At 59.8% G+C, this 25,056-nt stretch carries 21 protein-coding genes and 1 other RNA gene; 13 read left to right on the top strand and 9 right to left on the bottom strand.

The window, feature by feature from the left end; genetic code table 11:
• Nucleotides 1–9 precede the first annotated feature (9 nt).
• On the bottom strand, nucleotides 10–633 hold the full coding sequence (locus ACEXKH_RS07525) for a DUF47 domain-containing protein (protein ID WP_055251695.1): 624 nt from the start codon (nucleotides 631–633) through the stop codon (nucleotides 10–12).
• A 67-nt stretch (nucleotides 634–700) separates the two neighbouring features.
• On the bottom strand, nucleotides 701–1,750 hold the full coding sequence (locus ACEXKH_RS07520) for an inorganic phosphate transporter (protein WP_316364750.1): 1,050 nt from the start codon (nucleotides 1,748–1,750) through the stop codon (nucleotides 701–703).
• Between the two features lie 250 nt (nucleotides 1,751–2,000).
• Between ACEXKH_RS07520 and ACEXKH_RS07515 the strand changes: the two genes are divergently transcribed.
• The 4 genes from ACEXKH_RS07515 (at nucleotide 2,001) to ACEXKH_RS07500 (ending at nucleotide 5,126) form a co-directional block, all read left to right on the top strand.
• Nucleotides 2,001–2,339, top strand: a complete 339-nt coding sequence (locus ACEXKH_RS07515) for a hypothetical protein (protein WP_117746758.1) — start codon at nucleotides 2,001–2,003, stop codon at nucleotides 2,337–2,339.
• Between the two features lie 78 nt (nucleotides 2,340–2,417).
• Nucleotides 2,418–3,113, top strand: a complete 696-nt coding sequence (locus tag ACEXKH_RS07510) for a Bax inhibitor-1 family protein (protein WP_373573664.1) — start codon at nucleotides 2,418–2,420, stop codon at nucleotides 3,111–3,113.
• A 139-nt stretch (nucleotides 3,114–3,252) separates the two neighbouring features.
• Nucleotides 3,253–4,389 (top strand): TIGR02452 family protein, encoded by a 1,137-nt coding sequence (locus ACEXKH_RS07505; protein ID WP_373573663.1) that lies wholly within the window; start codon nucleotides 3,253–3,255, stop codon nucleotides 4,387–4,389.
• Between the two features lie 77 nt (nucleotides 4,390–4,466).
• The gene (locus tag ACEXKH_RS07500) at nucleotides 4,467–5,126 is read left to right on the top strand and encodes a GDSL-type esterase/lipase family protein (RefSeq protein ID WP_373573662.1); all 660 of its coding nucleotides are present in this window, start codon (nucleotides 4,467–4,469) and stop codon (nucleotides 5,124–5,126) included.
• Nucleotides 5,127–5,459: 333 nt separating this feature from the next.
• On the opposite strand, the gene thiD is transcribed toward ACEXKH_RS07500, so the two are convergent.
• Nucleotides 5,460–6,290, bottom strand: a complete 831-nt coding sequence (gene thiD / locus ACEXKH_RS07495; RefSeq protein ID WP_373573661.1) for a bifunctional hydroxymethylpyrimidine kinase/phosphomethylpyrimidine kinase — start codon at nucleotides 6,288–6,290, stop codon at nucleotides 5,460–5,462.
• Nucleotides 6,291–6,467: 177 nt separating this feature from the next.
• Entirely contained in the window at nucleotides 6,468–7,802 is a 1,335-nt protein-coding gene (thiC, locus tag ACEXKH_RS07490) for a phosphomethylpyrimidine synthase ThiC (protein ID WP_117803359.1), read from the bottom strand.
• 171 nt (nucleotides 7,803–7,973) lie between these two features.
• Between thiC and ACEXKH_RS07485 the strand changes: the two genes are divergently transcribed.
• Nucleotides 7,974–8,495 carry a hypothetical protein gene (locus ACEXKH_RS07485; protein ID WP_271759113.1) on the top strand — a complete coding sequence of 174 codons (522 nt, stop codon included), beginning with the start codon at nucleotides 7,974–7,976 and terminating at the stop codon, nucleotides 8,493–8,495.
• A gap of 135 nt (nucleotides 8,496–8,630) precedes the next feature.
• On the opposite strand, the gene ACEXKH_RS07480 is transcribed toward ACEXKH_RS07485, so the two are convergent.
• Entirely contained in the window at nucleotides 8,631–9,440 is an 810-nt protein-coding gene (locus tag ACEXKH_RS07480) for a YaaA family protein (protein WP_373573660.1), read from the bottom strand.
• Between the two features lie 127 nt (nucleotides 9,441–9,567).
• Entirely contained in the window at nucleotides 9,568–10,965 is a 1,398-nt protein-coding gene (locus ACEXKH_RS07475) for an aminopeptidase (RefSeq protein ID WP_373573659.1), read from the bottom strand.
• 166 nt (nucleotides 10,966–11,131) lie between these two features.
• On the opposite strand from ACEXKH_RS07475, the gene polA reads away from it, so the two are divergent.
• Complete coding sequence (gene polA, locus ACEXKH_RS07470; RefSeq protein ID WP_373573658.1) at nucleotides 11,132–13,879, top strand: DNA polymerase I; 2,748 nt, start codon at nucleotides 11,132–11,134, stop codon at nucleotides 13,877–13,879.
• A gap of 272 nt (nucleotides 13,880–14,151) precedes the next feature.
• Here the strand turns inward: polA and ACEXKH_RS07465 are convergent, their stop codons facing one another.
• The gene (locus ACEXKH_RS07465; protein ID WP_373573657.1) at nucleotides 14,152–14,979 is read right to left on the bottom strand and encodes a Cof-type HAD-IIB family hydrolase; all 828 of its coding nucleotides are present in this window, start codon (nucleotides 14,977–14,979) and stop codon (nucleotides 14,152–14,154) included.
• 554 nt (nucleotides 14,980–15,533) lie between these two features.
• Here ACEXKH_RS07465 and ACEXKH_RS07460 point away from each other — a divergent pair.
• The 4 genes from ACEXKH_RS07460 to ndk all read left to right on the top strand — a co-directional run bounded on the left by ACEXKH_RS07460 (nucleotide 15,534) and on the right by ndk (nucleotide 19,502).
• Nucleotides 15,534–16,760 carry an argininosuccinate synthase gene (locus ACEXKH_RS07460; RefSeq protein WP_373573656.1) on the top strand — a complete coding sequence of 409 codons (1,227 nt, stop codon included), beginning with the start codon at nucleotides 15,534–15,536 and terminating at the stop codon, nucleotides 16,758–16,760.
• 233 nt (nucleotides 16,761–16,993) lie between these two features.
• A complete protein-coding gene (locus ACEXKH_RS07455; protein WP_161115562.1) occupies nucleotides 16,994–17,164 on the top strand; it encodes a hypothetical protein in 171 nt (56 codons plus the stop codon).
• A gap of 118 nt (nucleotides 17,165–17,282) precedes the next feature.
• Nucleotides 17,283–18,713 (top strand): argininosuccinate lyase, encoded by a 1,431-nt coding sequence (gene argH / locus ACEXKH_RS07450; RefSeq protein WP_373573655.1) that lies wholly within the window; start codon nucleotides 17,283–17,285, stop codon nucleotides 18,711–18,713.
• 384 nt (nucleotides 18,714–19,097) lie between these two features.
• Nucleotides 19,098–19,502 (top strand): nucleoside-diphosphate kinase, encoded by a 405-nt coding sequence (ndk, locus tag ACEXKH_RS07445; RefSeq protein WP_055251725.1) that lies wholly within the window; start codon nucleotides 19,098–19,100, stop codon nucleotides 19,500–19,502.
• Nucleotides 19,503–19,654: 152 nt separating this feature from the next.
• Here ndk and rpiB read toward each other — a convergent pair whose 3' ends face one another.
• Nucleotides 19,655–20,122, bottom strand: coding sequence for a ribose 5-phosphate isomerase B (rpiB, locus tag ACEXKH_RS07440; RefSeq protein ID WP_055251633.1), 468 nt, complete (start codon nucleotides 20,120–20,122; stop codon nucleotides 19,655–19,657).
• 270 nt (nucleotides 20,123–20,392) lie between these two features.
• On the opposite strand from rpiB, the gene ACEXKH_RS07435 reads away from it, so the two are divergent.
• On the top strand, nucleotides 20,393–21,712 hold the full coding sequence (locus ACEXKH_RS07435) for an L-cysteine desulfidase family protein (RefSeq protein WP_373573654.1): 1,320 nt from the start codon (nucleotides 20,393–20,395) through the stop codon (nucleotides 21,710–21,712).
• Nucleotides 21,713–21,901: 189 nt separating this feature from the next.
• Here the strand turns inward: ACEXKH_RS07435 and ACEXKH_RS07430 are convergent, their stop codons facing one another.
• Complete coding sequence (locus tag ACEXKH_RS07430) at nucleotides 21,902–22,660, bottom strand: HAD family hydrolase (protein ID WP_373573653.1); 759 nt, start codon at nucleotides 22,658–22,660, stop codon at nucleotides 21,902–21,904.
• Nucleotides 22,661–22,976: 316 nt separating this feature from the next.
• On the opposite strand from ACEXKH_RS07430, the gene rpsA reads away from it, so the two are divergent.
• Both rpsA and rnpB read left to right on the top strand, forming a co-directional pair.
• On the top strand, nucleotides 22,977–24,143 hold the full coding sequence (gene rpsA, locus ACEXKH_RS07425; protein WP_022095232.1) for a 30S ribosomal protein S1: 1,167 nt from the start codon (nucleotides 22,977–22,979) through the stop codon (nucleotides 24,141–24,143).
• Nucleotides 24,144–24,485: 342 nt separating this feature from the next.
• Nucleotides 24,486–24,847: RNase P RNA component class A (gene rnpB / locus ACEXKH_RS07420), an RNA gene on the top strand.
• Nucleotides 24,848–25,056: the final 209 nt, after the last annotated feature.

The following is a 25,056-nucleotide window of genomic DNA, read 5'->3' as shown; positions in this document are numbered from 1 at the left end:
TACCCCCAATTAACTGTTCTTCATGACAATCGAATCCACGACATCGGCCACATTTTCACAGCAGTCGGCGCAGTACTCCAGGAAGGCGTAGACGTCACGCCAGGCGATGACCTCGAGCGGATCCTTGCCGTTGACATGCAGGTTGCGCATAGCGTTGATGTAGAGCTCGTCGGCCTCGGACTCGATCGTGTTGATCTGGATGACGAGTTCGCGCAGGGTCTTGGACTTGCGGTAATTGGGAAGCTCGACCATCAGGTCCTTCATGGCGCGGCAGGCATCGGTCACCTTGTGGGCGATCACGATGGCATCGGGATGGATGCTCTGGATGTTGGTGAAGTAGACGCGCTGCACGACGCCCTCGATACGGTCGAGCACGGTGTCGAGCGAGCAGCTCATCAGGTCCAGATCCTCGCGCTCAAGCGGGGTGATAAAGGCCGTGAGCAGGGCGTCTTCAAGCTCATGATGCTTCTTGTCGGCCGCATGCTCGATCGCGTGCATCTTGTCGAGCATATCGTGAATCTTCGCGGGATCGAAGTTCTCGAAAATCTTGGTGAGCAACTCTGCAGCCTGGACGGCTAGGTCGGCGCAGGCAACGTAGTTGTCAAAGTAGAACGAATCGGGTTTCTTTGCCATGGGTGGGTCCTTTCGAGGCGAAGACGGGTGGGCGAAGTATTACGGTCCGGATGGACGTTCGGTTTGACTAGATGAACATCATGAACAGCTTGGCCATGACAAAGCTGATGAGTCCGCAGGCGGGGAAGGTGAAGAACCAGGTGAACATCATGTCCTTGACCACGCCGAAGTTGATGGCCGAAAGGCGCTTGACGGCACCGACGCCCATGATGGCGCAGGTCTTGATGTGGGTGGAGGACACGGGGATACCGGTAAGGGTGGCAAGCAGCAGATTCGCGGCGCCCGCGAGGTCGGCGGAGAATCCCTGATACTTCTCGAGCTTGACCATGCTCTGGCCGACGGACTTGATGATGCGCTCGCCGCCCACGCTGGTGCCGATGCCCATGGTGGCCGAGCACAGCAGCATAATCCAGATGGGGATGCCGGCATCGCCGACGCTCGTCTGGCCGTTGGCGAAGGCGACACCTAAAAAGAGCACGCCGATGAACTTCTGTCCATCCTGCGCGCCGTGCATAAAGCTCATGGCCGCAGCGCTCGCGATCTGAGCGTATTTAAAGAAGACATTGGCACGTCGCCTGTTGGCGGCGGCGAAAAGAATCGAGACGAGCTTGCACAGGACCCAGCCCATAACAAAGCCCAGGCCGATGGAGAGCGCCAGGCCGTAGATGACCTTCATCCACTCGTGGACGTTGACGCTGTTCGCGCCGCCGAGGGCGATGGCGGCACCGGTCAGGCCGGCGATAAGGCTGTGGCTTTGCGAGGTGGGGATGCCAAAACGCGACGCCGTGGCGCCGTAGACGACGATGGAGAACAGCGCCGCGCACAGGCAGGCGAGCGCCATGGTGCTGTTTCCGCCAAAGTCGACGATATGTGAGATGGTGTTGGCGACGCTCGCGTTAAAGTGCGTCATGATGAGCACGCCGAGGAAGTTGAATGCGGCGCTCATGAGAATGGCGGCGCGGGCGGGCATGCAACGCGTAGTGACGCAGGTCGCGATGGCGTTGGGCGCGTCGGTCCATCCATTGACGAAGATGGCGCCCAACGCGAGGATCACGGTGACGGCAAGGACTGGGTTCGACACAATTTGGCCGAGGAAGGTTGAGAACGTTACGTCCATATATGGGCTTTCTCGAAGTTTGCAGGCACGTTACAAAAACATGATAAATCGTATCACCTCCTGCGGGTTTCTTTACCGAGTTCTGATGGGAGAAGTGAACTTTTTGGCACTAAAATTGAATATTAGCCCTGTTGACCGCGGGTGTTCTTTTTGCTAACACGCCATGCGGACACGTGCGATTGCTACGACACTCCAAAACCACAGTCTGTTCGCTTTACAACATGCAAACATGCGTTCGATAATAGGGGGCATGGAATATCGACAGACAGACGGCAAAACTCGGCGCGTGCACAAGCAGTATGTGGACGTCGTGGCTCGCATCCTCGCGGGCGGACAGGTCGTGCCGGTCACCGTCTGCTGGGTCGACGGCCGTTGTTTTACGATCGACGAAATTATCTCGACCACTGGGTTTGGCCTGATGGTCCACGGCATCCGTACGGCAACATATAAGGTGCGTTTTGGTGGGCACGCGACCGAGTTGTATCTGGAGGACCAGACGCGCGAGCGGGCGGACGGCTCGCAGGCGCACGTGATGCGTTGGTGGGTCTGGGCCTTTGATCGTACGCTTGAGGGCGAGCGCCGTAGGTAAGGACGTACGGCATTCGGGTACAATGGCAGGAATCTTGTCACCTACGGCGCTGTCGTGCGCTTTTTGAAAGGACGAAGTATGAACGATATCCAGGGCTATCAGAACGGCCCCATCGAGACCGGCGCAAGTCGCGCCAAGGAGATGTCGCCGCGCGCGTACAATCTCGCCATGTCTGCTCTCATCTTCTTGGGCTTTTGCGCCATGGGCGCCGGTGCTTACTTTACGAGCACCATGGCGTTTGCCCGCATGATGATGAGCGGCGCCGCTTTGCCGCTGGTCTTTGGCTCGTTTATCCTGACTATTGTCGGTATCGTCATGATGTCGGCTGCTGCGGGCAAGCAGTCCGTGGGCCTGTCGCTCGTGGGTTACGTGATCTTTGCGAGCACCTTTGGCCTGACCGCGTCGTTTGGCCTTGCCAACTATGACCTGCCCACTATCAACACTGCCTTTATCGCCACGGCCGCCATCACCTTTGTCTTTGGTGCCTTGGGCGTGACGTTCCCCAAGTTTTTCCAGCGCGTATATGGCATCGGCTTTGGCATTCTGCTCGCCACGATTCTGGTCGAGATCGTGCTGATGTTCATGGGCGTCTCGCAGCCCATCACCGATCTGATCGTGATCGTGGTGTTCGCCGGGTTTATTGGCTACGACACCTATGTTGCCACGACGGTGCCGCCCACGCTGCCCAATGCGGTGCTCATGGCGTCCAACCTGTTCGTGGACATTATCAACGTGTTCCTGCGCATCCTGAACATTCTCGGTCGTCGCGACTAGCGCGGCATTGCGACGCTTCCTGCCGGACACGGTAAAACGATACGAAAGGCGGTCCTTCGGGGCCGTCTTTTTTGTGCGTGGCGGGGTATCATGGATGGGAAAAAGCCGATAGCGGCAGCGACAGGAAAGGTGGCCACGTATGGCAGATGTCGACAACAGGAACCGTAACCGCAGGTCTAACCGAGCGGGTCAGCCCAATCCCAAGCGCGAGGCGCGTGCCAAGGCCGCCGAGCGCCATGTGGCGGCTGTGTCCGAGGCCTGCGCCAAGGACATCGAGCGTTCGCTTGCCGGCGTGCGCGAGTTCGATGGTATGCCTGCCGGTTTTGTCGCGGCGATGAAGGCCAAGGCCCAGGCGGCTGCGGCTGCCGAGGAGCCGGTTGCCGAGGACGTCGAGGCTGCTGAGGCCGCTGAGGTGGAGACTGCCGAGGTGGAGACTGCGGTCGAGCCCGAGGCGGCACCCGAGTCCACCGAGTCGGCCGACGAGGCTGAGTCCGCGCCCGCGGAGGAGGCTGCTCCGGTCCTGCCCGAGGTCACTGTGCTTGATGCCTCCGCCACGCAGGCAATCCTCGATAACGGCCGCGGCTATGCGCAGTTCTGCGATATGGCCGTGCTTGCCTTTGCCTCGTTTACCAATCCGGGCGGCGGCTATATCCAGGGCTACCTGGGCCAGGAGGCGACGCTCTGCGCCGATTCGTACCTGTACAACGTGCTCGACAAGCAGCGCAAGTGGTACGGCGAGAACCGTCGCCGCAACATCAACTGCGAGCTGTACCGCAATCGTGCGCTGGTGGTGCCCGCCGTGCGCTTCGACCGCAACCACGTGCACGCATACGCCGATGTAATCGTTGCCGCCGCGCCCAACGTCAGGCGTGCCCGCCAGGAGTACCGCGTGAGCGACGACGCCCTGTTGGATGCCCTGCGCGACCGCATCCGCTTTGTCCTTGCCATCTGCGATGAGCTGGGTCGCGAGAAGCTCGTGCTGGGTGCTTGGGGCTGCGACAATAACGGCTTTGACGCCGAGGCCGTGGCAGAGCTCTTCCGCGAGGAGCTCGCATCGGGCGACTTTAAGGTCAAGCAGGTGTTCTTTGCCGTGCCTTCTACGCGCTGGGATGAGGATTTTGCCAAGTTCGAGCACGTGCTGGCAAACTTCCCCGAGCGCAACGAGGAGTCCTATGCCCAGGTTGCCGCACGCGCTGCGGCCGCCCGTGCCGCCGAGCAGGCTCAGGCCGCTGCCGAGGACGACGAGGACGATGACGATTGGCGCAAGTACCTGTAATCGGTACGTGCCGACAGATAGGTCGAGCCGGCGGGAGGGCTGCTCCCGTCGGCTTTTTACTAAAGGAAGGGCTTACGATGAAAAACGTTCTGTGCTTTGGTGACAGCAACACCTATGGCTATGATCCGGCTGGTATGCGCGATGGCACCGCGGTGCGCTATGCGCAGGATGTGCGCTGGTGCGGCGTGGCGCAGCGTGACCTGGGCGATGGCTGGCATGTGATTGAGGAGGGGCTCAACGGCCGCACGACGGTGCGCGACGATATGTGCCATCTGGACACTAACCTCAACGGTATTCGCGCGCTTCCGATGCTGCTCGAGGCCCATAAGCCGCTGGATGCCATTGTGATCATGCTGGGCACCAACGACTGCAAGACGGTCTTTAACGTGACAGCTTCCGATATCGCCCGTGGCACCATGGCACTGATTCGCGCCGTCCGCGCGTTTCCGTGGACCGACGCTGCGCCTTGTCCGCACATTCTGCTGATGGCTCCTATCAAGATCAAGCCGCAGATCGCCGATGTGTATATGACCGACTTTGACGAGCATTCCGTTGAGGCATCTGAACATTTTGGCGAGTACTATGCGCACGTGGCCGAGCAGTTTGGCTGCGACTTTTTGAATGCCGCCGAGTTTGCCGAGCCGGGCGATATCGACTATCTGCATATGATGCCCGAAAGCCATGAGAGCTTGGGACATGCCGTGGCAGCCAAGCTCAAAGAGATGCTCGGTGAGTAGCGCGACCCCAAGCCACCACAAAGGTACCTTTGCGGTGGCTTGGGGTCGTCTGTTTGTCTTGATCTGTAACAGTTGTAAGGCCGAAAACGGGCTAGATGTTACAGATTGAGATTATTTAGGTCGATATCGGTCGTTTGTCTCGATCTGTAACATCTAGGGTCGATTTTGCCGAGTTACTGTTACAGATCGAGATTGTCTTCTCAGCGGAATTTGAATATCTCGATCTGTAACAGGTGGGCCGAAAAATGGGCTCTAACTGTTACAGATCGAGATGTTTTTGGGAACCACCGCAAAGGTGCCTGTCCCCTTTGCGGTGGTTTTGGGCTGCGGGCTTTAATACTGCCACATGTGGTTGACGGGGCCGGAACCTTTGCCCATGTCAAAGCCGGCGGCGAGAGCGCCGGTTAGGTAGGCCTTGCCGGCGTTGACGGCGTCGGCAAGATCCATGCCCTGGGCCAGCGCGCAGGCGATGGCGGATGAGAGCGTGCAGCCGGTGCCATGCGTGTTGCCGGTCTCGATGCGCTTGTGGCGGAACCACGTGGTGAGCGGATCACCCAGGTGGTTGCCCTCGTCATCGAGCGGCGCGGGCTCTGCGAGCACATCGTTGGCCTCGTTGACAAAATGCCCGCCTTTAACGAGGGACGCGCAGCCAAAGCGGCGGGTGAGGAGCATGGCAGCGTTTTGCTGTGTGCGCTCGGAATCGACCTCGTAGTCGAGCAGCGCCATGGCCTCGGGAATGTTGGGGGTGATGACGGTCGCCAGCGGGAACAGGCGACGCGTAAGCGCTTCGGCGGCATCCTCGGCAATGAGGCGAGCGCCCGACGTGGCGACCATAACGGGGTCGACGACCACGTTGGTTGCGTCCCAAGCGCTCAGGCGGTCGGCGATAACCTCGATAATCTCGGCAGAGGAAACCATGCCGATCTTGACGGCGCTGGGTCGGATATCGTCAAAAACGGCATCGATCTGCGCTGCGACAATATCCGGGGAGATGTTCTGCACAGCGGTGACGCCCAGGGTGTTCTGTGCGGTGATGGCCGTGATGGCCGTCTCGGCATACAGGCGGTGCGCCGTGATGGTCTTGATGTCGGCTTGAATGCCGGCACCACCGCTGGAATCGGATCCTGCGATGGATAGAACGGCGGGTACCTTACTGCGATCCATGTTCGCTCCCTTGTTCGGTCGGATTCAAATGGGTCTTCTGCCTGCATTATAAAGTTGCCCGGTCCGGCTGTATGCCGATCCCGGGCGGGTAGTGCAATCTTTACGCAAACGCAAGCAAATGTTCACATGTCAACAATTGACGAACACCTTGTGGCCGTTTGTGGCTCCGGTGACGAGTTAGTCCTCCATGCCGAGGTCGATCGTCGTGCCTTCGAACACCTTGTTAACGGTGCGGACGGCGCACATCTTGCCACACATGGTGCAAGTGCCCTCGGTGGCGGCAGGGGATTCCTCGTAGCGCTTCTTGCCGGTGACCGGGTCGAGCGCGCACTTCCACATGGCGTCCCAGTCGAGCTTGCGGCGTGCCTGGCCCATCTTGTCGTCCATGTCGCGGGCGTGGGGCACCTTCTTGGCGATGTCGGCGGCGTGTGCGGCGATCTTGGTGGCCATGAGGCCGTCGAGCACGTCCTGGGCGTTGGGCAGGCACAGGTGTTCGGCGGGCGTCACGTAGCACAGGAAGTCGGCGCCCGAGCTCGCGGAGATAGCGCCGCCGATGGCTGCGGTGATGTGGTCGTAACCCACGCCGATATCGGTCACCAGCGGCCCGAGCACATAGAACGGGGCGTTGTGGCACAGGCGCTTCTGCAGCTTCATATTGGCAGCGATCTCGTCGAGCGCCATGTGGCCCGGTCCCTCGACCATAACCTGGACGCCGGCGGCCCAGGCGCGCTTGCACAACTTCCCGAGCTCAATCATCTCGGCGGTCTCGGTGGCGTCGTTGGAATCGTAGAGACAGCCCGGGCGGCAGGAGTCGCCGAGCGAGATGGTCACGTCGTACTCGTGGCAGATTTCGAGCACCTCGTCGTAGAACTCGTAGAACGGATTCTCGTTGCCGGTGACCTCCATCCATCCAAACAGCAGCGAGCCGCCGCGGCTGACGATGTTCATAAGGCGGCCGGTCTCCTTGAAAGTTTTGATGACCGATTTATTGATGCCGCAGTGGATGGTCATAAAGTCCACGCCGTCCTCGGCGTGTGCGCGCACGACCTCGAGCAGGTCGTCCTTGGTAAGCTTGACCAGCGGCTTTTCCATGTAGCCGATGGCGTCGTACATGGGGACGGTGCCCACCATGAGCGGCGTCTCGTCGATGAGCTGCTGGCGGAACTGGCGTGTCTTGCCCGAGTTGGAGAGGTCCATGATGGCGTCGGCGCCAAAGTCCTCGGCGATCTTGACCTTCTTCCATTCCTCGGCGGCGTCGGCCTTGTCGCCCGAGATGCCCAGGTTCACGTTGACCTTGGTGGACAGGCCCTCGCCGACGCCAAAGGCGCGCATGCCCTTTTTGATGTGCACGATGTTGGCGGGGATGGCGATGCGGCCGTCGGCCACGCGCTCACGGATGTACTCGGGGTCGCGATGCTCGCGCTCGGCGACTTCCTTCATCTGCGGCGTGATCTGTCCGGCGCGGGCGAAGTCGATTTGCGTGACGAGCTTGGGCTCGGTCTGTGTGCTCATTGGCACGGCTCCCTTCGTTGGCATTACCCATATCAGGTTTGCGGGTCAGGGCGGGCGCGCCCAGTCTCAGCCTGCCGTCTTGTCCTGCAAGCTCCCCGTTTAAGTGGTGGGCTCAAGTATAGCCTGAATGGGTACGATTGGCCTAACGAGCGTGCCTGTGAGGAGGCGAACATGGAAGACAAGCATCTATATCGAGAGACGCAATGGGATGTATCGGCCGAGGAAAGCCGTGCGCACCATGGCCTTGTCGCGATTGGTTTTGCGGTGCTTGCCGTGCTTGTGATTGCCGTTTGTATCTGGACGTTTGGTGGTCGCGGCGGCACTGCCTGGGAGTTTGAGGCCGATGATAGCCTACCGATTATGACGGTGAGGAGTACTGGCGGTAATGCCAATACGCTCGCCATTCCGGGCGATTATTGGTACCCGCGCGATGAGTTTGTGCAGTTGCAGCTGAGTGGTGGGTCCATTCCAGGCGAAGAAATCGAACGCGTGACGTTTGACGCGGCGCTCAAAACGCTGACGGTGAAGCTCAAAGATCAAGGAGATGTGCCCACGACCATGGATATCGCCCTGACGGAATGGCGTCTGGAGCCTCCGACGGGTGTTGCGGTGTCCGAGGTTGAGCACGTCAAGATTGTCTATCAGGACGGTTCGACAAACGGGATTGCAAAGGCCGACGGTCTAGCAGAATAGGTGTCGAGCCTAGCCAGCCAATTCATAAAAGTTGCGGTGGAATAGTTCCCGTTTGTGCGATAAAAGGCTCAAATAGGAACTATTCCACCGCAAGTTATATAGAGAAGGCTGAGCGGTCAGTTTTGGGTGGCTGCTCTAGAGCACCTGTTCGTTGATGAACACGAGGGTGCCTGGGTATGAGAGCTCGGGGGCGTGGCGATAGCCGATGTTGAACTCGGTGAGACGGCCGGCGTCCTCGACCTTGTTTTCCGCCATCCACCGCACCATGGAGCCGCGCGCCTTTTTGCTGGCGGTCGACCGTTGGATGGGCCTCCCGTTGCGGATGCCCTCGCCAAAGAGGCACGTGACGGCTGTGGCGTCGTCCGCGAGGTGGGGCAGAACGGCTTTGGCGTATTCTACGCTGGCGAGGTTGACGATCGTGGTGTTTGAGCCTGCCGGGGCGATAGCCCGCGCGAGCTTGTCGCTCCAAAACGCATAGAGGTCTCGGGCATCGTCAACGGCGAGCTTCGCGCCCATCTCCAGCCGATACGGTTCGACGGCATGAAAGGGGCGTATGCATCCGTAAAGGCCCGAGAGGATCCACAGATAGTCTTGCAGCCATGCGAGCTGCGCGGCATCCATCACCTCGGGTGCCATGCTCTGGTATTGAATGCCGTGATAGGACATGACGGCAGGGGAGAGGTGACGGGCGAGTGCGGGATTGTCGAGATCGCCGTTTTTCAGGATGGGCCCGAACTCATGCAGGGTGTTGAGGCAAGGCCCCAGCAGCCTGTCGCTCACGTTCCACAGCGCCTGCAGGCCGGCTCTGCCTTCATTCCGCTCGATATCTAGCAGTGCGCGGTGGAGGCGAGCCGTCTCGCGCACAAAGGGTGGAATGCCCAGGACTTCAAAAGCATCTTGGGCCGCGCGCATTTGCTTGGCGGGCGAAATGATGACCTGCAGCACGGACTCTCCTCTGCCAAAAAGGAAGTTGCGGTGGAATAATTCCTGTTTTGCCTGTTAAAAGGCATGTCTGGGAACTATTTCACCGCAAGTTATAAAGGGCTGTTTGGGCTCGTTTTACAAGGGTGGATTAGGCACGCTCGAGGAAGGCCTTGTAGCCGCGGTAGGCCTCGTAGATATCGGCCTTGTTGGCGACTTCCCACAGGGCGTGCATGGACAGGACGGCAACGCCGGAGTCGATGACGTTCATGCCGTACTTGGCCATGATGTAGGCGATGGTGCCGCCGCCGCCCGCGTTGACGCGGCCGAGCTCGCAGGTCTGGAAGTCCACGCCGGCCTCGTCCATGATGTCGCGGACGAGGGCCACGTACTCGGCGTCGGCGTCGTTGGAGCCACCCTTGCCGCGGCTGCCCGTGTACTTGTTGAAGCACAGGCCGCGACCCATGAAGGCGGCGTTCTTGGTCTCGAACTTGCCGGCGTAGCCCGGGTCGAAGCCGGCGGACACGTCGGAGGAGAGCATACGGCTGCGGGCGAGCGCGCGGCGCAGGGCCAGCGGGCTATCCTCGCCGGCGAGCGTCATGATCTCGGCGACGGTGTTCTCGAAGAAGCGGCTCGTCATGCCGGTGGCACCTACGGAGCCGATCTCCTCCTTGTCGACGATGAGCGTGATACTCGTGCGCTCCACGTTTGCGACGTCGATCTGGGCAAGCATAGAGGGGTAAGCGCAGACGCGATCGTCGTGGCCATAGCCCAGAATCATGGAGCGGTCGAGGCCCATGTCACGGGCCGGGCCGGCGGGCACGACCTCGATCTCGGCGGAGAGGAAGTCCTCCTCCTCGACGTCGTACTGCTCCTTGAGGATGTCAAGGAACATCTGCTTGACGGGCTCCTTGGGGGCGTTCTTGTCGTCCTCGTCAAACTTGACGGGACGGCCGCCCACGATCACGTCGAGGATCTCGGCGTCGACGGCGTCCTTGGCGGGCTTGGCCATCTGCTCGCTCGAGAGGTGGATTAGCAGGTCGGAGATGGTAAAGACCGGATCGTCTGCCTTGTCGCCGATGTTGATGTCGACGGTGGTGCCGTCCTTTTTGCAGATGACGCCTACGAGTGCGAGCGGGGAAGCGACCCAGTGGTAGCTCTTGACGCCGCCGTAGTAGTGCGTGTCGAGGTAGGCCATGTCGCCGGCCTCGAAGGCGGGGTTCTGCTTAAGGTCCAGGCGCGGCGAGTCCACGTGGGCGCCCAAGATGTTAAAGCCCTGCTCGAGCGGGGCGGTGCCCAGGTTGACGAGCATGAGGTCCTTGCCGTGATTGGCGGCGTACACCTTGTCGCCGGCCTTGAGCGCGCGGCCCTCGGCGATCACGGTCTCCAGATTGACGTAGCCCGCCTCCTCGGCCATCTTGATACCGGTCTTGACGCACAGGCGCTCGGTCTTGTTCTCACTCAAAAACTGCTTATAGCCGCGGCAAAGCTCCTCGAGTTCCTCGACTTGCTGTGGCGTGTACTTTTTCCATGCGCAGGGACGCTCCATGACGCAGGCTCCTTTCGGATCGATCGTGCTGGTTGATGTACCGTGAGCCATCGTATCACGCGCGGGCTCACGGTGGCGGGGGAGCTTGATGTGAGGTGGCCGCGGGGCGGGGAGCGTGTAAACTGGAGTGAGCAAACCGTGCCCAGCCCAAAGCGAGGTATTCAATATGTCTGACAAGCGCCGCACCTTTGCCGTTATCGACGGCAACTCGCTCATGCATCGCGCCTTCCACGCCGTGCCGCCGACCATGAACGCGCCGGACGGTCGCCCCACCAACGCGATCTTTGGCTTTCTGAACATGTTTCTCAAGATGATCGATGCCTTTAACCCCGACGGCGTCGTCGTGGCGTTTGACAAGGGTAAACCGCGCGTGCGCATGGAGATGCTGCCGCAGTATAAGGCGCAACGCCCGCCCATGGACCCCGATCTGCATGCGCAGTTCCCTATGATTAAGGAGCTGCTCGCCGCGCTCAACGTGCCGATTCTGCAGTCCGAGGGCTGGGAAGGCGATGACATCCTGGGAACCATGGCGCGCCTGGGTGAAGAGGCCGGCTGCGACATGCTACTGGTGACCGGCGACCGCGACATGTATCAACTCGTGACCGAGCACGTCAACGTGGTCTCGACCCGCAAGGGCCTGTCCGACGTGGCGATTATGACGCCCGAGAGCGTGGACGACCTGTATCACGGCATTACGCCGGCGCTCGTGCCCGATTTTTACGGTCTAAAGGGCGATACGTCCGACAACATCCCCGGTGTACCGGGCATCGGTCCCAAAAAGGCGAGTGCGCTCATTGCGAAGTACGGTAGCCTGGACGAAGTCATCGCGCATGCCGATGAGGTCAAGGGCAAGATGGGCGAGAACCTGCGTGCACACATCGATGACGCACTACTGAGCCGCAAGGTTGCGACCATTCGCACCGATGCGCCCGTCGAGCTCGACTTTGAGGCGACGTCCTTCCCGGCGTTTTCTGCCGATGAGGTTTCCGCGGCGCTGGGTACGCTTGGTATCACCGCCATGCAGAACCGTTTCTTGGCGCTGATCGGCGGCGAGGGCGGGGCTGCTGCCTCCAGTGTGTTTGAGATACCTGCTATGGTTCGCGCAGCCGCCGGCGATGCCGACGCGCTTGGTGCCGTTGCGGCTGAGGTCTCCCGCGCGATTGGTGCCGGTGAGTGGGTCGCCGCCGTGGTGGACGACGACAAGGAAGAGGGCGCGCTCTTTGGGCTGACGCGCACGCTGTGGTTGGCGACGTCCAAGGGCCTGTTCGCGCTCGAGGAGGGCGACAGCTGTGCGGCGGCTGAGGTTGAGGGCTTCAACTTCGCTCACGGTGTGATCGCCGGCGTGCTTGCGCGCCTGTTTATGGAGGGCCGCGTGGCGAGCCCGGATACGAAAGCGCTGCTGCACGAGCTTTCGCCCATCGATTCTTCTGAGCCCGAGCTCATGGATCCGCTCGCTGCCGATTCCACGCGTATCTTCGATACCGTGGTCGCTGCCTATCTGCTGGATTCCGATCGCTCCGAGTTCGATGAGGCATATCTGGCCGATACCTATCTGCAGATGGCGTTGCCTGCGGCGCGCGGTGCAGAGGGTGCTGGTGAGGACGCTCCGGCGCCTGCCGCCCGTACTGCGGCTCTGACGCTGGCGCTCGTGGCGCCGTTGCGCGAGTGCATGGCCCGTGAGAACGCTGCCAACGTGTTCGATGGCATCGAGATGCCGCTCGTTCCGGTACTTGCCAAGATGGAGCGCGCGGGCATGCTCGTGGACCCCGACCGCCTGCACAGTCTGTCCGAGGGTCTGGCGACCCAGATCACCGAGGTCGAACGAAGCATTCGCGACCTGGCGGGTGACGAGACCTTTAACATCGGCAGCCCCATGCAACTTTCGCATGTGCTCTTTGATGTGATGGGGCTTCCGACCAAGGGCCTCAAGAAGACCAAGCGCGGTTACTATTCGACCAACGCCAAGGTGTTGAGCGATCTTGCCCGCGATCACGAGATCGTGCGCCTGATTTTGGACTGGCGTGAGAAGTCCAAGATTAAGTCGACCTATCTGGACACGCTAGGTCCGCTGCGCCGTGGTGACGGTCGCGTGCACACCACGTACAACCAGACCATCACCGCGACGGGGCGTCTGTCCTCGAGCGACCCGAACCTGCAGAACATCCCGACGCGCTCGGAGCTGGGGCGTACCGTCAAGACGGCGTTTTCGGCAGGCGAGGGAAGCGTCTTTTTGGCGGTGGACTACTCGCAGATCGAGCTGCGTCTGCTGGCGCATCTCTCGGGTGACGAGCACCTGGTGCGCGCCTTTAACGAGGGCGAGGACTTCCACGCCGAGACGGCAGCGCGCGTGTTTGGCGTGCCGGTGTCCGAGGTGACTCCCGACCTACGCAGCCGCGCCAAGGCCGTGAACTTTGGCATCGTGTACGGCCAGCAGGCCTACGGTTTGTCGCAGTCGCTGCATATCTCGATGGCCGAGGCGCGCGATATGATCGATCGCTACTACGAGGCCTACCCGGGCGTGCGCACGTTCCTCGACAATGTGGTGGCGCGCGCCAAGCAGACGGGCTATGCCGAGACCATGTATGGCCGCAGACGCCATATTCCCGAGCTCAAGGCCAAAAACCCGCAACTCCGCGGCTTTGGCGAGCGCACGGCCATGAACCACCCCATGCAGGGCACCGCCGCCGACATCATCAAGATCGCCATGGCCCGCGTAAGCCGCCGCCTGGAAGAAGAGGGCTTTGCCGCCCACATGATTCTGCAGGTACACGACGAACTGGACTTTGAGTGCCCCATCGACGAAGTCGAGCGCCTAACCACCATGGTCCGCGACGTCATGGAGCACGTAGTAGACCTCCGCGTACCCCTCATCGCCGAAGCCAGCACCGGCATAACCTGGGCCGATGCCAAATAAAGAAGCACCAACATACCCAAAGTAACCAAAAGCAGAAGGGGCTCCTTACCAACAAGGAGCCCCCTTCATTCCAAAAAATCAGCCTAGTATCTAGAGGCCAAGACGCCATCTTGGCGGCAGGTAAGTAAACCTAGGGCCTAGCCGGGCGGCACGGGTTAACTTTTCGTAGATTCCGCACGCAAAGAAAGCCACTTAATGTGGCTTTCGTCTTGCGCAGGACCTGACCGAGCGAAAAGTTAACCCGTGCCGCCCGGCCAGGCCCGATGGGACGGCTACCGAGCCGCCAAGATGGCGTCGATGAGCGTCAGTACGCCCCCGTCGTTGTTACTCGGAATGCGCCACTTAGCATGCGCGTTCATATGCTCCTCGGCATTGTCCACGATAAAGCTGTGACCGACGCGCTCCAGCATGGGAATATCGTTGTACGTATCGCCCACGGCGGCGGCATCGGCGATATCAATGCCGAGCTGCTCGCACAGATGCGCGACGCCGGCGCCCTTGTCGACACCCAGGTTCATAAAGTCGATCCACTCGCGCCCGGCGTTGGTGACGTAGAGCTTGTCCGAGAACTCGGGGCTATAGGTCTCGCGGAAAGCGGGCTCGGCGTCGTAGCCGGGGAAGAAGACCGAAATCTTGTTGGACTCGAAATCCATGCCCTCAAAGCTGTCGACGTAGTTGATTGTGTTGTAGTAGACGCTGATCTCGTCGTGGTACTGATGGTCGCGGGCAAGCACGTAGAACTCGTCGAAGCAGCACAGGACGGGAACGGCGCGAGGATCCTCCGAGGCACGGCTCAAGACCTGCTGATACAGCGCCACATCGATGTTGCTCTTATAGATATAACTGCCGCGATAGATGACGCACGCTCCGTTGTCGGGACAAAAGGCGAGGCGGTTCTTGATGCTCTCGAACATCTCCTCGAGCTTGGGGGCTGGACGTCCGCTGGCGGGGCAGAACACGATGCCGGCGTCGGCGAGCTTGTCCAGGCGCTCATCAAGACCCTGCGGCAACACGCGCTCGTCGGTGAGCAGCGTCTTGTCCATATCAACGGCGAGAATCTTAATGCTGCCGATATTGGTGTCCGATTCGTAAGTTTGCATAAAAGCGCGCCTTTCGTTTCGAAATTGTTTCAGACGTTATAACCATCAACCAGTAACCGAGCGTATTGTCGCAGGAACGGAGCGTATTTGCACCACGCTTCACAAAGTAATGAAAAAACTTTTCAGAAATTTGAATTTGTCGCTTGTGCTGCGGGCACTTTAGCGTAATATAGCGACCATCGAAAACGGAGACGGCAAAAGAGCCGCTTACCGAGGAAAAGGTACCGTTTACGATATTTGAATTGCGCCCGGCGATAGGTGAAAGGAGAGGCAGATGCAGTTCGTAAAGATCATCACTACTGCAGACAATGCCATCCGACGCCAGCGCGCAATTTCCCGACGACGATAACAATCGTCTCTGTCCGCATGGGGCGAATTGCCTCAACAGAGTCATTTTGAGGTCGTTGGGTTTTAGCACGACATTGCTGCATGTTTCTAGGGCATGTATGTGCTGATTTTTGCTATTTAACCTGATATTGCACGGTATATGACCTTGAAATGACTTGCAACTGACCGATGTTCTAACTAGCTACCAAGGGCGAAAGGAAACAGCCATGAGCAAGGAAAAAGTCGTTCTCGCATATTCCGGTGGTCTTGATACATCTGTATGTGTCAAGTGGCTCCAGGACGAGAAGAATCTCGATGTCGTTTGCGTCTGCGGCAACGTGGGCCAGGAGGAGACCGGCCTGGACGCCAAGAAGCAGAAGGCGCTTGACCTGGGCGTTCTCGATTGCCAGGTGCTCGACCTGCGCGACGAGTTCTCCGATGAGTTCCTGACTAAGGCCATCGCCGCAAACTCCATGTACGAGAACAAGTACCCGCTGCTCTCCGCCCTGTCTCGCCCGCTGCTTGCCAAGAAGCTTGTCGAGGTCGCCCACGAGTTTGGCGCGACCTACGTCGCCCACGGCTGCACCGGCAAGGGTAACGACCAGGTTCGTTTTGAGGCTGCCGTCAAGGCCCTCGATCCCGAGCTTAAGGTCATCGCCCCGGTTCGCGAGTGGGATCTGAAGTGCCGTCCCGACGAGGTCGCCTATGCCCACGCCCACAACGTGCCGGTTCCCGAGGGTGCCAACGATAACCCCTATTCCATTGACGACAACCTGTGGGGTCGTGCCATTGAGTGCGGCCACCTGGAGGATCCCTGGAACGAGCCGCTCGACGACGCCTGGGTTATGACCAAGAATCCCGAGGACACGCCCGATACCCCGACTTACACCGAGATTGAGTTTGAGGCGGGCAAGCCCGTCGCCGTCGACGGCAAGAAGATGAAGCTCTCCGAGATCGTCATCGCCCTCAACAAGATTTCGGGCGACAACGGCTTTGGCCGTCTCGACCTGGTCGAGGATCGTCTGGTGGGCCTCAAGAGCCGCGAGTGCTACGAGGTTCCCGGCGCCCTGACGCTCATCACCGCCCACAAGGCACTCGAGGACATTTGCGTCGAGGGCGACCTGCTCAAGACTAAGATTAAGCTCGAGCAGGATTGGGCCACCGCCGTGTACAACGGCCAGTGGTACAGCCCGCTCAAGAACGCGCTCGACGCCTTTATGGCCGACACCCAGAAGTTCGTGACCGGCACCGTCCGCCTGAAGTTCTTCAAGGGCAACTGCCACGTCGTCGGCCGCAAGAGCCCCTTCAGCCTCTACGACTACGGTCTGGCTACCTACGACCGCGACACCACGTTTGATGAGAAGGCCAGCGCCGGCTTTATCAAGATCGATACGCTGTCGCTCAAGACGTGGGCCAAGGTCCAGGGTCCCAGCTCTGCCGCTGCCCAGGCTTAAGTCTTCCTTTCCTTGGTATCCGCGCGGCCCATCCGCGTGATACACAACGGGCGCATGGGGTCCCTACCTTTCGTTATGCTTGCTGACACTTCTTAACATCGGTGGCCCCTACGTTCCGCCCGCATATATGACGCCGCGACTGCGGCTGAGTCCGAGCCCCGCCGGGGTTGTCCGGCGGGGCTCCTTCTATCAATTTGGCGGCTCTGCGCCTATATATATGAGGAGTATCCATTATGTTCAATGCTGTCGTGCATGCTTTACTTGCCCTCGCGCCCGAGCTCGATGCTGCAAAGGTCGAGGACGTTCCTATGAGCCTGAAGGCTTGGATTGACGGTTCGCAGGGCAACATCCGGAGGGAGACGTTGGGCGCCAAGTGCATGGTGCGTCACTTCTTTGCAAATTAGCTATATGGCCTCGCGCACGGTGGGGAATATGCAAAACTAGCGGTTGAAAAATCGCTTTAGCGATATGGCGCATTGCTTTGGGCGCTTGTTTTGGTATTTGGAGAAAGGAGACGGTTCCATGGCTCTTTGGGGCGGTCGTTTTGAGGCGGGCGTGGCCGAGGTCACGCAGGAGTTTGGCGCGTCGTTGCCGGTCGACAAGCATCTCTATAAGCAGGATATCGCCGGCTCTAAGGCACATGCCAAGATGCTGGCCGCCCAGGGCATCATCAGTGCCGAGGACGAGCAGGCGATCGCCGAGGGCCTGACCGGAATCGAACAGGATATCGATGCCGGCAACTTTACCTTCGATATCAACGACGAGGACATCCATATGTCCATCGAGAGCGAGCTGACGCGTCGCATCGGTGAGGCCGGTAAGCGCTTGCATACCGGGCGTTCGCGCAACGACCAGGTGGCGACCGATACGCGCCTGGGCGTCAAGGCGCTTGCCAAGGAGCTCATGGAGGCCAATCTTGAGCTGCGCTATGTGCTGGTGGATGCGGCCAAGAAGTACGACAAGGTGATTCTGCCGGGCTACACGCATATGCAGCACGCTCAGCCCGTGCTGCTGTCGCATCATCTGCTGGCATATTCCTGGATGTTCGCGCGTGACTTTACGCGCCTGAAGGCCGCCTTTGATGCCGCCGACAACTGTCCACTAGGTGCTGCCGCGCTTGCCGGTACGAGCTATCCGCTCGATCGCCAGATGACGGCTGCCGAACTTGGTTTTGCGGGCGTGATTCCCAACTCGCTCGATGCGGTTTCCGACCGTGATTTCCTGCTCGATCTGCATTACGCCGGCTCTGTCATGGCGATGCACCTGTCGCGTCTTTCCGAGGAGATCGTGCTGTGGTCGAGCTCCGAATTTGGCTTTATCACGCTTTCCGACTCCTACTCCACCGGCTCGTCCATCATGCCGCAGAAGAAGAACCCCGACTTTGCCGAGCTTATCCGCGGCAAGAGTGGCCGAGTCTATGGCAACCTGGTGCAGCTGCTCGTGACCATGAAGGGCCTGCCGCTTGCTTATAACAAGGACTTGCAGGAGGACAAGGAGGGCGCGCTCGATACCGCTCACACGCTCATGCAGTGCCTGTCCGTTATGGCCGGTATGATTTCGACTTGGACCGTCAACGAGGATGCCATGGCGCGCGAGTGCGGCGTGGGGCACCTTGCCGCTACCGATGTTGCCGATTACCTGGCCAAGCGTGGCCTGCCGTTCCGCGAGGCACATGCCGTGGTGGGCCATCTGGTCCTGATGTGCGAGAAGCGCGGCTGCAATCTTGAGGACCTGCCGTTTGAGGTGTTCCAGGAGGCAAGCTCGCTCTTTGAGCGCGACATTACCGAGGCGCTCGACATCCCGTCGATTGTCGCCGCGCGCACGACCGAGGGCGGCACCGCTCCTGCCGCCGTTGCCGTGCAGCTGCAGCGTGCCGAGGCACAGTTCGTGGCCGACGAAGGCGTGTTTGGATCGCTAACCAAGGTCGTCGAGATGGGTCACGGGGCAAAGTAGAGGTTTGGCTGAAGACGTATTGTCCATTTATTGATAAATCGTTTTCGCTTTACGGGCGCCTGCTGATGTAGGCGCCCGTATTTTGTTGCTATGGGGGAGGGGCTTGTCGAGAACTTCTGTAGGACCTTTGGGCAGGTTGTGAAGGGGATACGTTCGCGGGCGGCAACCGACCGCCTGCTCTGTTCGGTGCGGTTGATGGGCGGCCGGATGGTACTCTAATCGGGCTTCGAAACAGAAGTGACACATATGGAACGCTTCAATAAATTGCAGCGTTTCAATAAACAGCTTTTTGTTTAACTGCAGCTAAAACTCTGTTACGATGCAGTCCAGGCGGGTGCCGGAATGGGACTTGGGCACGCGCGAACCTACTTGAAAGGCTACCTTATGGCTATCGAGAAGACCTTCATCATGATTAAGCCCGACGCCGTGCGCGATCGCAAGATCGGCGAGATTGTTGCTCGCATTGAGCGCAGCGGCCTTGTCATCGAGCGCATGGAGATGACCACGCTCGAGCGCGCTACCGTCGAGGAACACTACGCCCATCTGGCCGACAAGCCCTTCTTTGGCGGTCTCTGCGACTTTATGACGAGCGGTCCGGTCGTCAAGATGGTCGTTTCTGGTCTCTCCGCTGTTTCCAAGATGCGCACCCTTATGGGTGCTACCAACCCGCTTGATGCTGCCCCCGGCACCATCCGCGGCGACTTCGCTGTCGATGTCAACGCCAACGTGATTCACGGCTCCGACTGCCTGGAGAACGCCGAGATCGAGATCAAGCGCTTCTTTGGCTAAACCAGCTTTGACTCCTTAAAGCTGTTAGCGTGTGGCTTTGGCGCCGCGGAATTCCATCCGCGGCGCCCGTTTTATTCCAAAATCTATGAAGGGGCCCGCTCGGACATGTGTTCCGAGCGGGCCCCTGCTGTTAGCTTGTGGTACTGAGTAGTTTAGGCCTCGTCGACGACCTTGAGTCCGCGGGTCTGGTCGATCTCGTTGAGGAGATTGACGCGACGCTCGTGGCGGCCGCCCTCAAACTCGGCGTCGAGCCACTCGTCGACGATCATCTTGGCAAGCTCGGAGCCCACGACACGGGCACCAAAGGCGAGCACGTTGGTATTGTTGTGCATGCGGGAGAGCTTGGCGCTGAAGGGCTCGGAGCACACGACGGCGCGTACGCCCTCGACCTTGTTGGCAGCCAGGCTGATACCGACGCCGGTGCCGCAGATTAGGATGCCCAGGTCGACGTCGCCGTTGGCAACGGCCTTACCAACCTTGTAGCCGGCGATGGGGTAGTCAAAGCTCTCGGAGGTGTCGGTGCCAAAGTTCACGACCTCGCAGCCGCGCTCCTTTAGGTGCTCGGAGATGATGTTCTTGAGCTCGACGGCGGCGTGGTCGTTACCGATACCGATCTTCATGAGTGGTTCCTCTCTGGTCCGTGCGGCGGAATTGCTAAAGGTTTTACCGCGTTCGACTGCATGATAGCGCGACTTTTGTGTAAACGCTCGGGCGTTTTTTGGTCAAACGCTTTAGCATGCAACAAGATCGGCTTCTCATGAATGATGCCGCCAATTTGTGCTCGAGCGCCGTCCGCCGGAACCATGGTTGCGGTTTTTGATGCATTGTTATCAAATAAAGGAGCTAACTATTATTGAGAGCCCAGTCCGTTATACAAGTAGGAGATACCTATGCCTACCGATTCCCTTCGTGATGCCGCGTTTTGCGATGTTTTGAACCGCGAGCTTGTCTGTGCACTCGGTTGCACCGAGCCCATTGCCGTTGCCTATGCAGCGGCGCTGGCGAGCCAGACGCTCGCCTGTGAACCCGATCACATGGACGTTGCCTGCTCGGGCAACATCATCAAGAACGTCAAGAGCGTGACCGTGCCCAACTCGGGCGGTATGCACGGTATTGAAGCCGCGGCCGTGCTGGGTGCCGTGGGCGGCGACGCCAAGAGCGCGCTCGAGGTGCTTGAGAGCGTTAACGATGAAGACCGTGCACGTGTGGCCGAGCTCCTCGCCGACGCCGACTACTGCGATGTATCGCTTGTCGAGGGTGTGCCCAACCTCTACATCAAGGTGACTGCGACGGCCGGGGGCCATACCGCGGTCGTCGAGATTACCGACCACCACACCAACGTCACGTGCCATACGCTCGACGGTATTCCGGTATGCGGCAAGTCGGCGGGGGAGTGTGCCGCCTGCGCCGAGCGCGTGGTGGCCGAGCGAGCGGCGGATAAGGCCGACACGCCCATGTCGATTGAGTCCATCATTGACTTTATCGAGGACGGCGACATTGAGGACGCCCGCGCTGCCGTTGAGCGTCAGATTGAGCTGAATGGCGCGATCAGTGCCGAGGGCCTTGCGCACGCTTGGGGCGCCGAGGTGGGTCGTACGCTGCTGGGTGCTCGTGCCGATGACGTCGCCTGCCGTGCCCGTGCCCGTGCGGCCGCCGGGTCCGACGCCCGCATGAACGGCTGCGCGCTGCCGGTCGCCATTGTGTGCGGCTCGGGCAATCAAGGCATTACCTGCGCATTGCCCGTCATGGAGTATGCCGAGTACCTGCGCTGCGACCACGAGCGCCTGGTGCGCGCCGTGATGCTGTCCGATCTTATCGCCGTGCATATCAAGAGCTATATTGGTGCGCTCTCGGCGTTTTGCGGTGCTATTTGCGCCGCGTGCGGTGCCGGCGCTGCGATTACCTGGCTGTGCGGTGGCACGCGCGAGCAGATTGGCGCGACGGTCTCGAATACGCTTGGCAACGTGGGCGGCATCGTGTGCGACGGCGCCAAGGCGAGCTGTGCCGCCAAGATCTCGGCTGCCGTTGATGCGGCGATTCTGGGCCACGATATGGCCATGCAGGGCCGCGGCTTCCGTGCCGGCGAGGGCCTGATCCAGGATACCGTCGAGCAGACGATTGCCAGCATGGGCTACGTAGGCCGCGTGGGCATGAAAGATACCGACGTCGAGATCCTCAACATCATGATCGGCAAAACGCAGGTGTGCTAGTTGCGCGGTTTTACCAAACCGCGTAACCAGTCGACGCTGCAAACGCCCCTAAGCGGCAATCTGCCTTTCAATCGTCGGGCATGGCCAGAAGGCCTATGCCCTCCTCTTTCAAGGCACATTGCTCGCTTAGGGGCATTTTCGCTGACTTGTGCTCAACCTGCGGCGCCATTTTGTTTGGAGCGAGGGGTCCTATGACAGTTCGTCGGCTACTTGGTGTTCGTAGAAGGCTTCTACTACGGCGTTAAAGTCGCGGGCGAAGTCTTCCATGGTTCCGCGCCAGGTGGCTCGGCTGGGCTTGCCCTGGCCTACATAGGCAGTCTGAATGCCGCAGGCGGGGCTGGGGAAGTCGCGCTTGGGATCGTTGCCCACCATGAGGACCTCGTGCGGCTCGAGCCCCATCACCTGAAGCTGCTCGAGATAGTAGGTTGCATCGGGCTTGCAGCGGGTGGTGTTTCCCATGTGCGTCACGAGCTCGAAGGGGACGTCGGCCAGGTCGCCCCAACCCATGCGGCACTCGATGGCCCCTTGCGGAAAGCTGGGATTGGTAAAGAGCGCGCAACGTAGTCCTGCATCCTGTACGGCCTGGAGCGCGGCGTGTGCGCCGGGCATGGCGTGGGCGTTGATGACATCGTCGTTCTTGTGCGGTAGAACTTCGCGGTCGTAGTAGGTAAACGCCTCGTAGATGAGTGGGTCCGAGAGGCAGATGCCGCACCGGCGCTCAACCTCTTCTTGGTAGAACTCAAGATTGGTGCGATTGTCCGTGCCGCTGCGGCGATTGGCGTTGAGGTCGACCAGGATGGTTCCGAGGCGTGCCATCGTGCCACCGCGGCTGCGTCGCCCGATGTCCGCGAGCATCGACGAGACATCCTTAAAATACCGAAGGATGAACGCGTTGAGGTTGATGCTAAGAAGCGTTTCGTCCATATCGAAAACGACTGCTTTGAGCACGCGGGCACCTTTCTCGAAAAATCATTTCAGAATCGTATGTCTGGGATACTTTACCCCAAAGGCGTATGGGCAAACTGCTTATCGTCAAGTTGTGGAGACAGCTGTCCATAAGATTACGAAAAAGTCTCCACACGAGTAAAAAAACGCAGTTCACGCTTGAAATCGAACTCATTTCCCCGTAACCTATACGAACGTGATTGCATAAGCGTCACATTAGTATCTGTCGGCTCCCGAGTGTTCCTAAACGTTGTGTGCTTGTCGCACCCTTCTGTAGGTCCTAGCAATCGGGGCCCCGTAGTTCGAAAGGGGTCCACCTTTGAGTGAGATTCAGAACTCGTCCATTTTCTCTCTTGACGATGTCAATGAGGAGGAGATGAACAACCTCATCGACGGTACGATTACCGACTTTGATGAGGGCGATCTCGTTAACGGCACTGTCGTTAAGATCGAGCATGACGAGGTGCTCGTTGACATCGGATTCAAGTCCGAGGGCGTTATCCCGGTCCGCGAGCTGTCCATCCGCAAGGACGCTAACCCTGCAGACATCGTTGCACTCGGTGATCCCATCGAGGCCCTGGTTCTCCAGAAGGAGGACAAGGACGGTCGTCTGGTCCTGTCCAAGAAGCGTGCCGAGTACGAGCGTGCTTGGAACCGCATCGAGGAGAAGTTCAACTCCGGCGAGAACGTCGAGGGCGAGGTTATCGAGGTTGTCAAGGGCGGCCTGATCCTCGACATCGGCCTGCGTGGCTTCCTGCCCGCTTCCCTCGTCGACCTCCGTCGCGTCAAGGACCTCACCTCCTACATGGGCACCCGCATCGAGGCCCGCGTCATCGAGATGGACCGCAACCGCAACAACGTTGTCCTCTCCCGTCGTGTCGTGCTTGAGGAGTCCCGTAAGGCCGAGCGCTCCGAGATCCTGTCCAAGCTCAAGTCTGGCATGCGTCTCCAGGGCACCGTTTCCTCCATCGTCGACTTCGGCGCCTTCGTCGACCTCGGCGGTATCGACGGCCTCATCCACATCTCCGAGCTCTCCTGGAACCACGTCAACCATCCTTCCGAGGTTGTCAAGGTCGGCCAGGAGGTCGAGGTCGAGGTTCTCGACGTCGATCTCAACCGTGAGCGCATCTCCCTGGGTCTCAAGCAGACCACCGAGGATCCGTGGCGCGCACTGGTCAAGAAGTACCCCGTCGGCGCTATCGTCGAGGGTACTGTGACCAAGCTTGTCCCGTTCGGCGCTTTCGTCGACCTGGGCGAGGGCATCGAGGGCCTGGTGCACATCTCCGAGATGGCCAACAAGCACGTCGATCAGCCTTCTCAGGTCACCCACGTGGGCGACAAGGTTCAGGTCAAGGTCATGGAGATCGACCTCGACCGTCGTCGTATCTCCCTGTCCATGAAGTCTGCTGCTGAGACTCTGGGCGTCGAGATTGAGGTTACCCCGCTGCCTTCCGAGAAGAAGGACGAGGAGACCGACGCCGAGTAAATCGGTTTGACGATCACTTGTTTTAAGGGATCCGTCCGCAATGGACGGGTCCCTTTTTGCATTTCCTGCCGAGATGCGCGATGCTGCCCGTGTGCAATGCCGCCTAGGCTGTTCACGGGCTATTAGGTTGTTGGTGCATGAAAAATGCCGACATCCCGCCTCGGGGAGGAGGCGGGAACGCACCGAGTAGACGGAGGGGTGCGGAGCGCGGTCGCGTCTCGACTGACGACGTTGCCCATCGACGACACTATTGTACTGCATAGCGTGGTTCTTGGTTTATCGTGTCGAACGCTTGTGTTGTGCCATTGCCTGCGGCAACGGTGTGCTACACTCTTGCACTGCTGAGTGGGCCAGACGGTCGCGCGATGTGCTGCTTACAGTACGCGTGAGGAAAGTCCGGGCTCCAGAGGGCGGGATGCCGGCTAACGGCCGGGCGGAGTGATCCGACGGAAAGCGCCGCAGAAAAGAAGACTCCCACCTGCGCCGCAAGGCGTAAAGGGAAAAGCTGAAACGGTGGTGTAAGAGACCACCAGCGTCGTGGCAACACGGCGGCTTGGCAAGCCCCATCCGGAGCAAGCGCGAATAGGAACGCTATGGGCCGGCCCGGTCCGCGTTCGGGTAGCGTGCGTGGAGCTGCACGGTAACGTGCAGACAAGATAAATGACCGTTCACGACAGAACCCGGCTTATCGGCCCACTCAGCACTTTCTTGACGCTGCGACGACGTCAGCTGGCCGATTTGGCGCTCATTCGTCGGTCGCCGCCATAAGGCGTGCTCCCTCCTCTTTCGGGCCAAATCGACTCAGCTGACGCCGTCTCGCTTTCGTTTACGGAATCATCGGCGTTGCCGTTCTATTTACTGGGGTTATCGGTACGGCCTTTGCCGTATTATTGAGGCTGTTTGTTGCCGCGCT

Origin of the sequence: Collinsella aerofaciens ATCC 25986, assembly GCF_964259375.1 — a bacterium.
GTDB lineage: Bacteria > Actinomycetota > Coriobacteriia > Coriobacteriales > Coriobacteriaceae > Collinsella > Collinsella aerofaciens_BO.
This window is presented reverse-complemented; position numbering and strand designations above follow the sequence as displayed.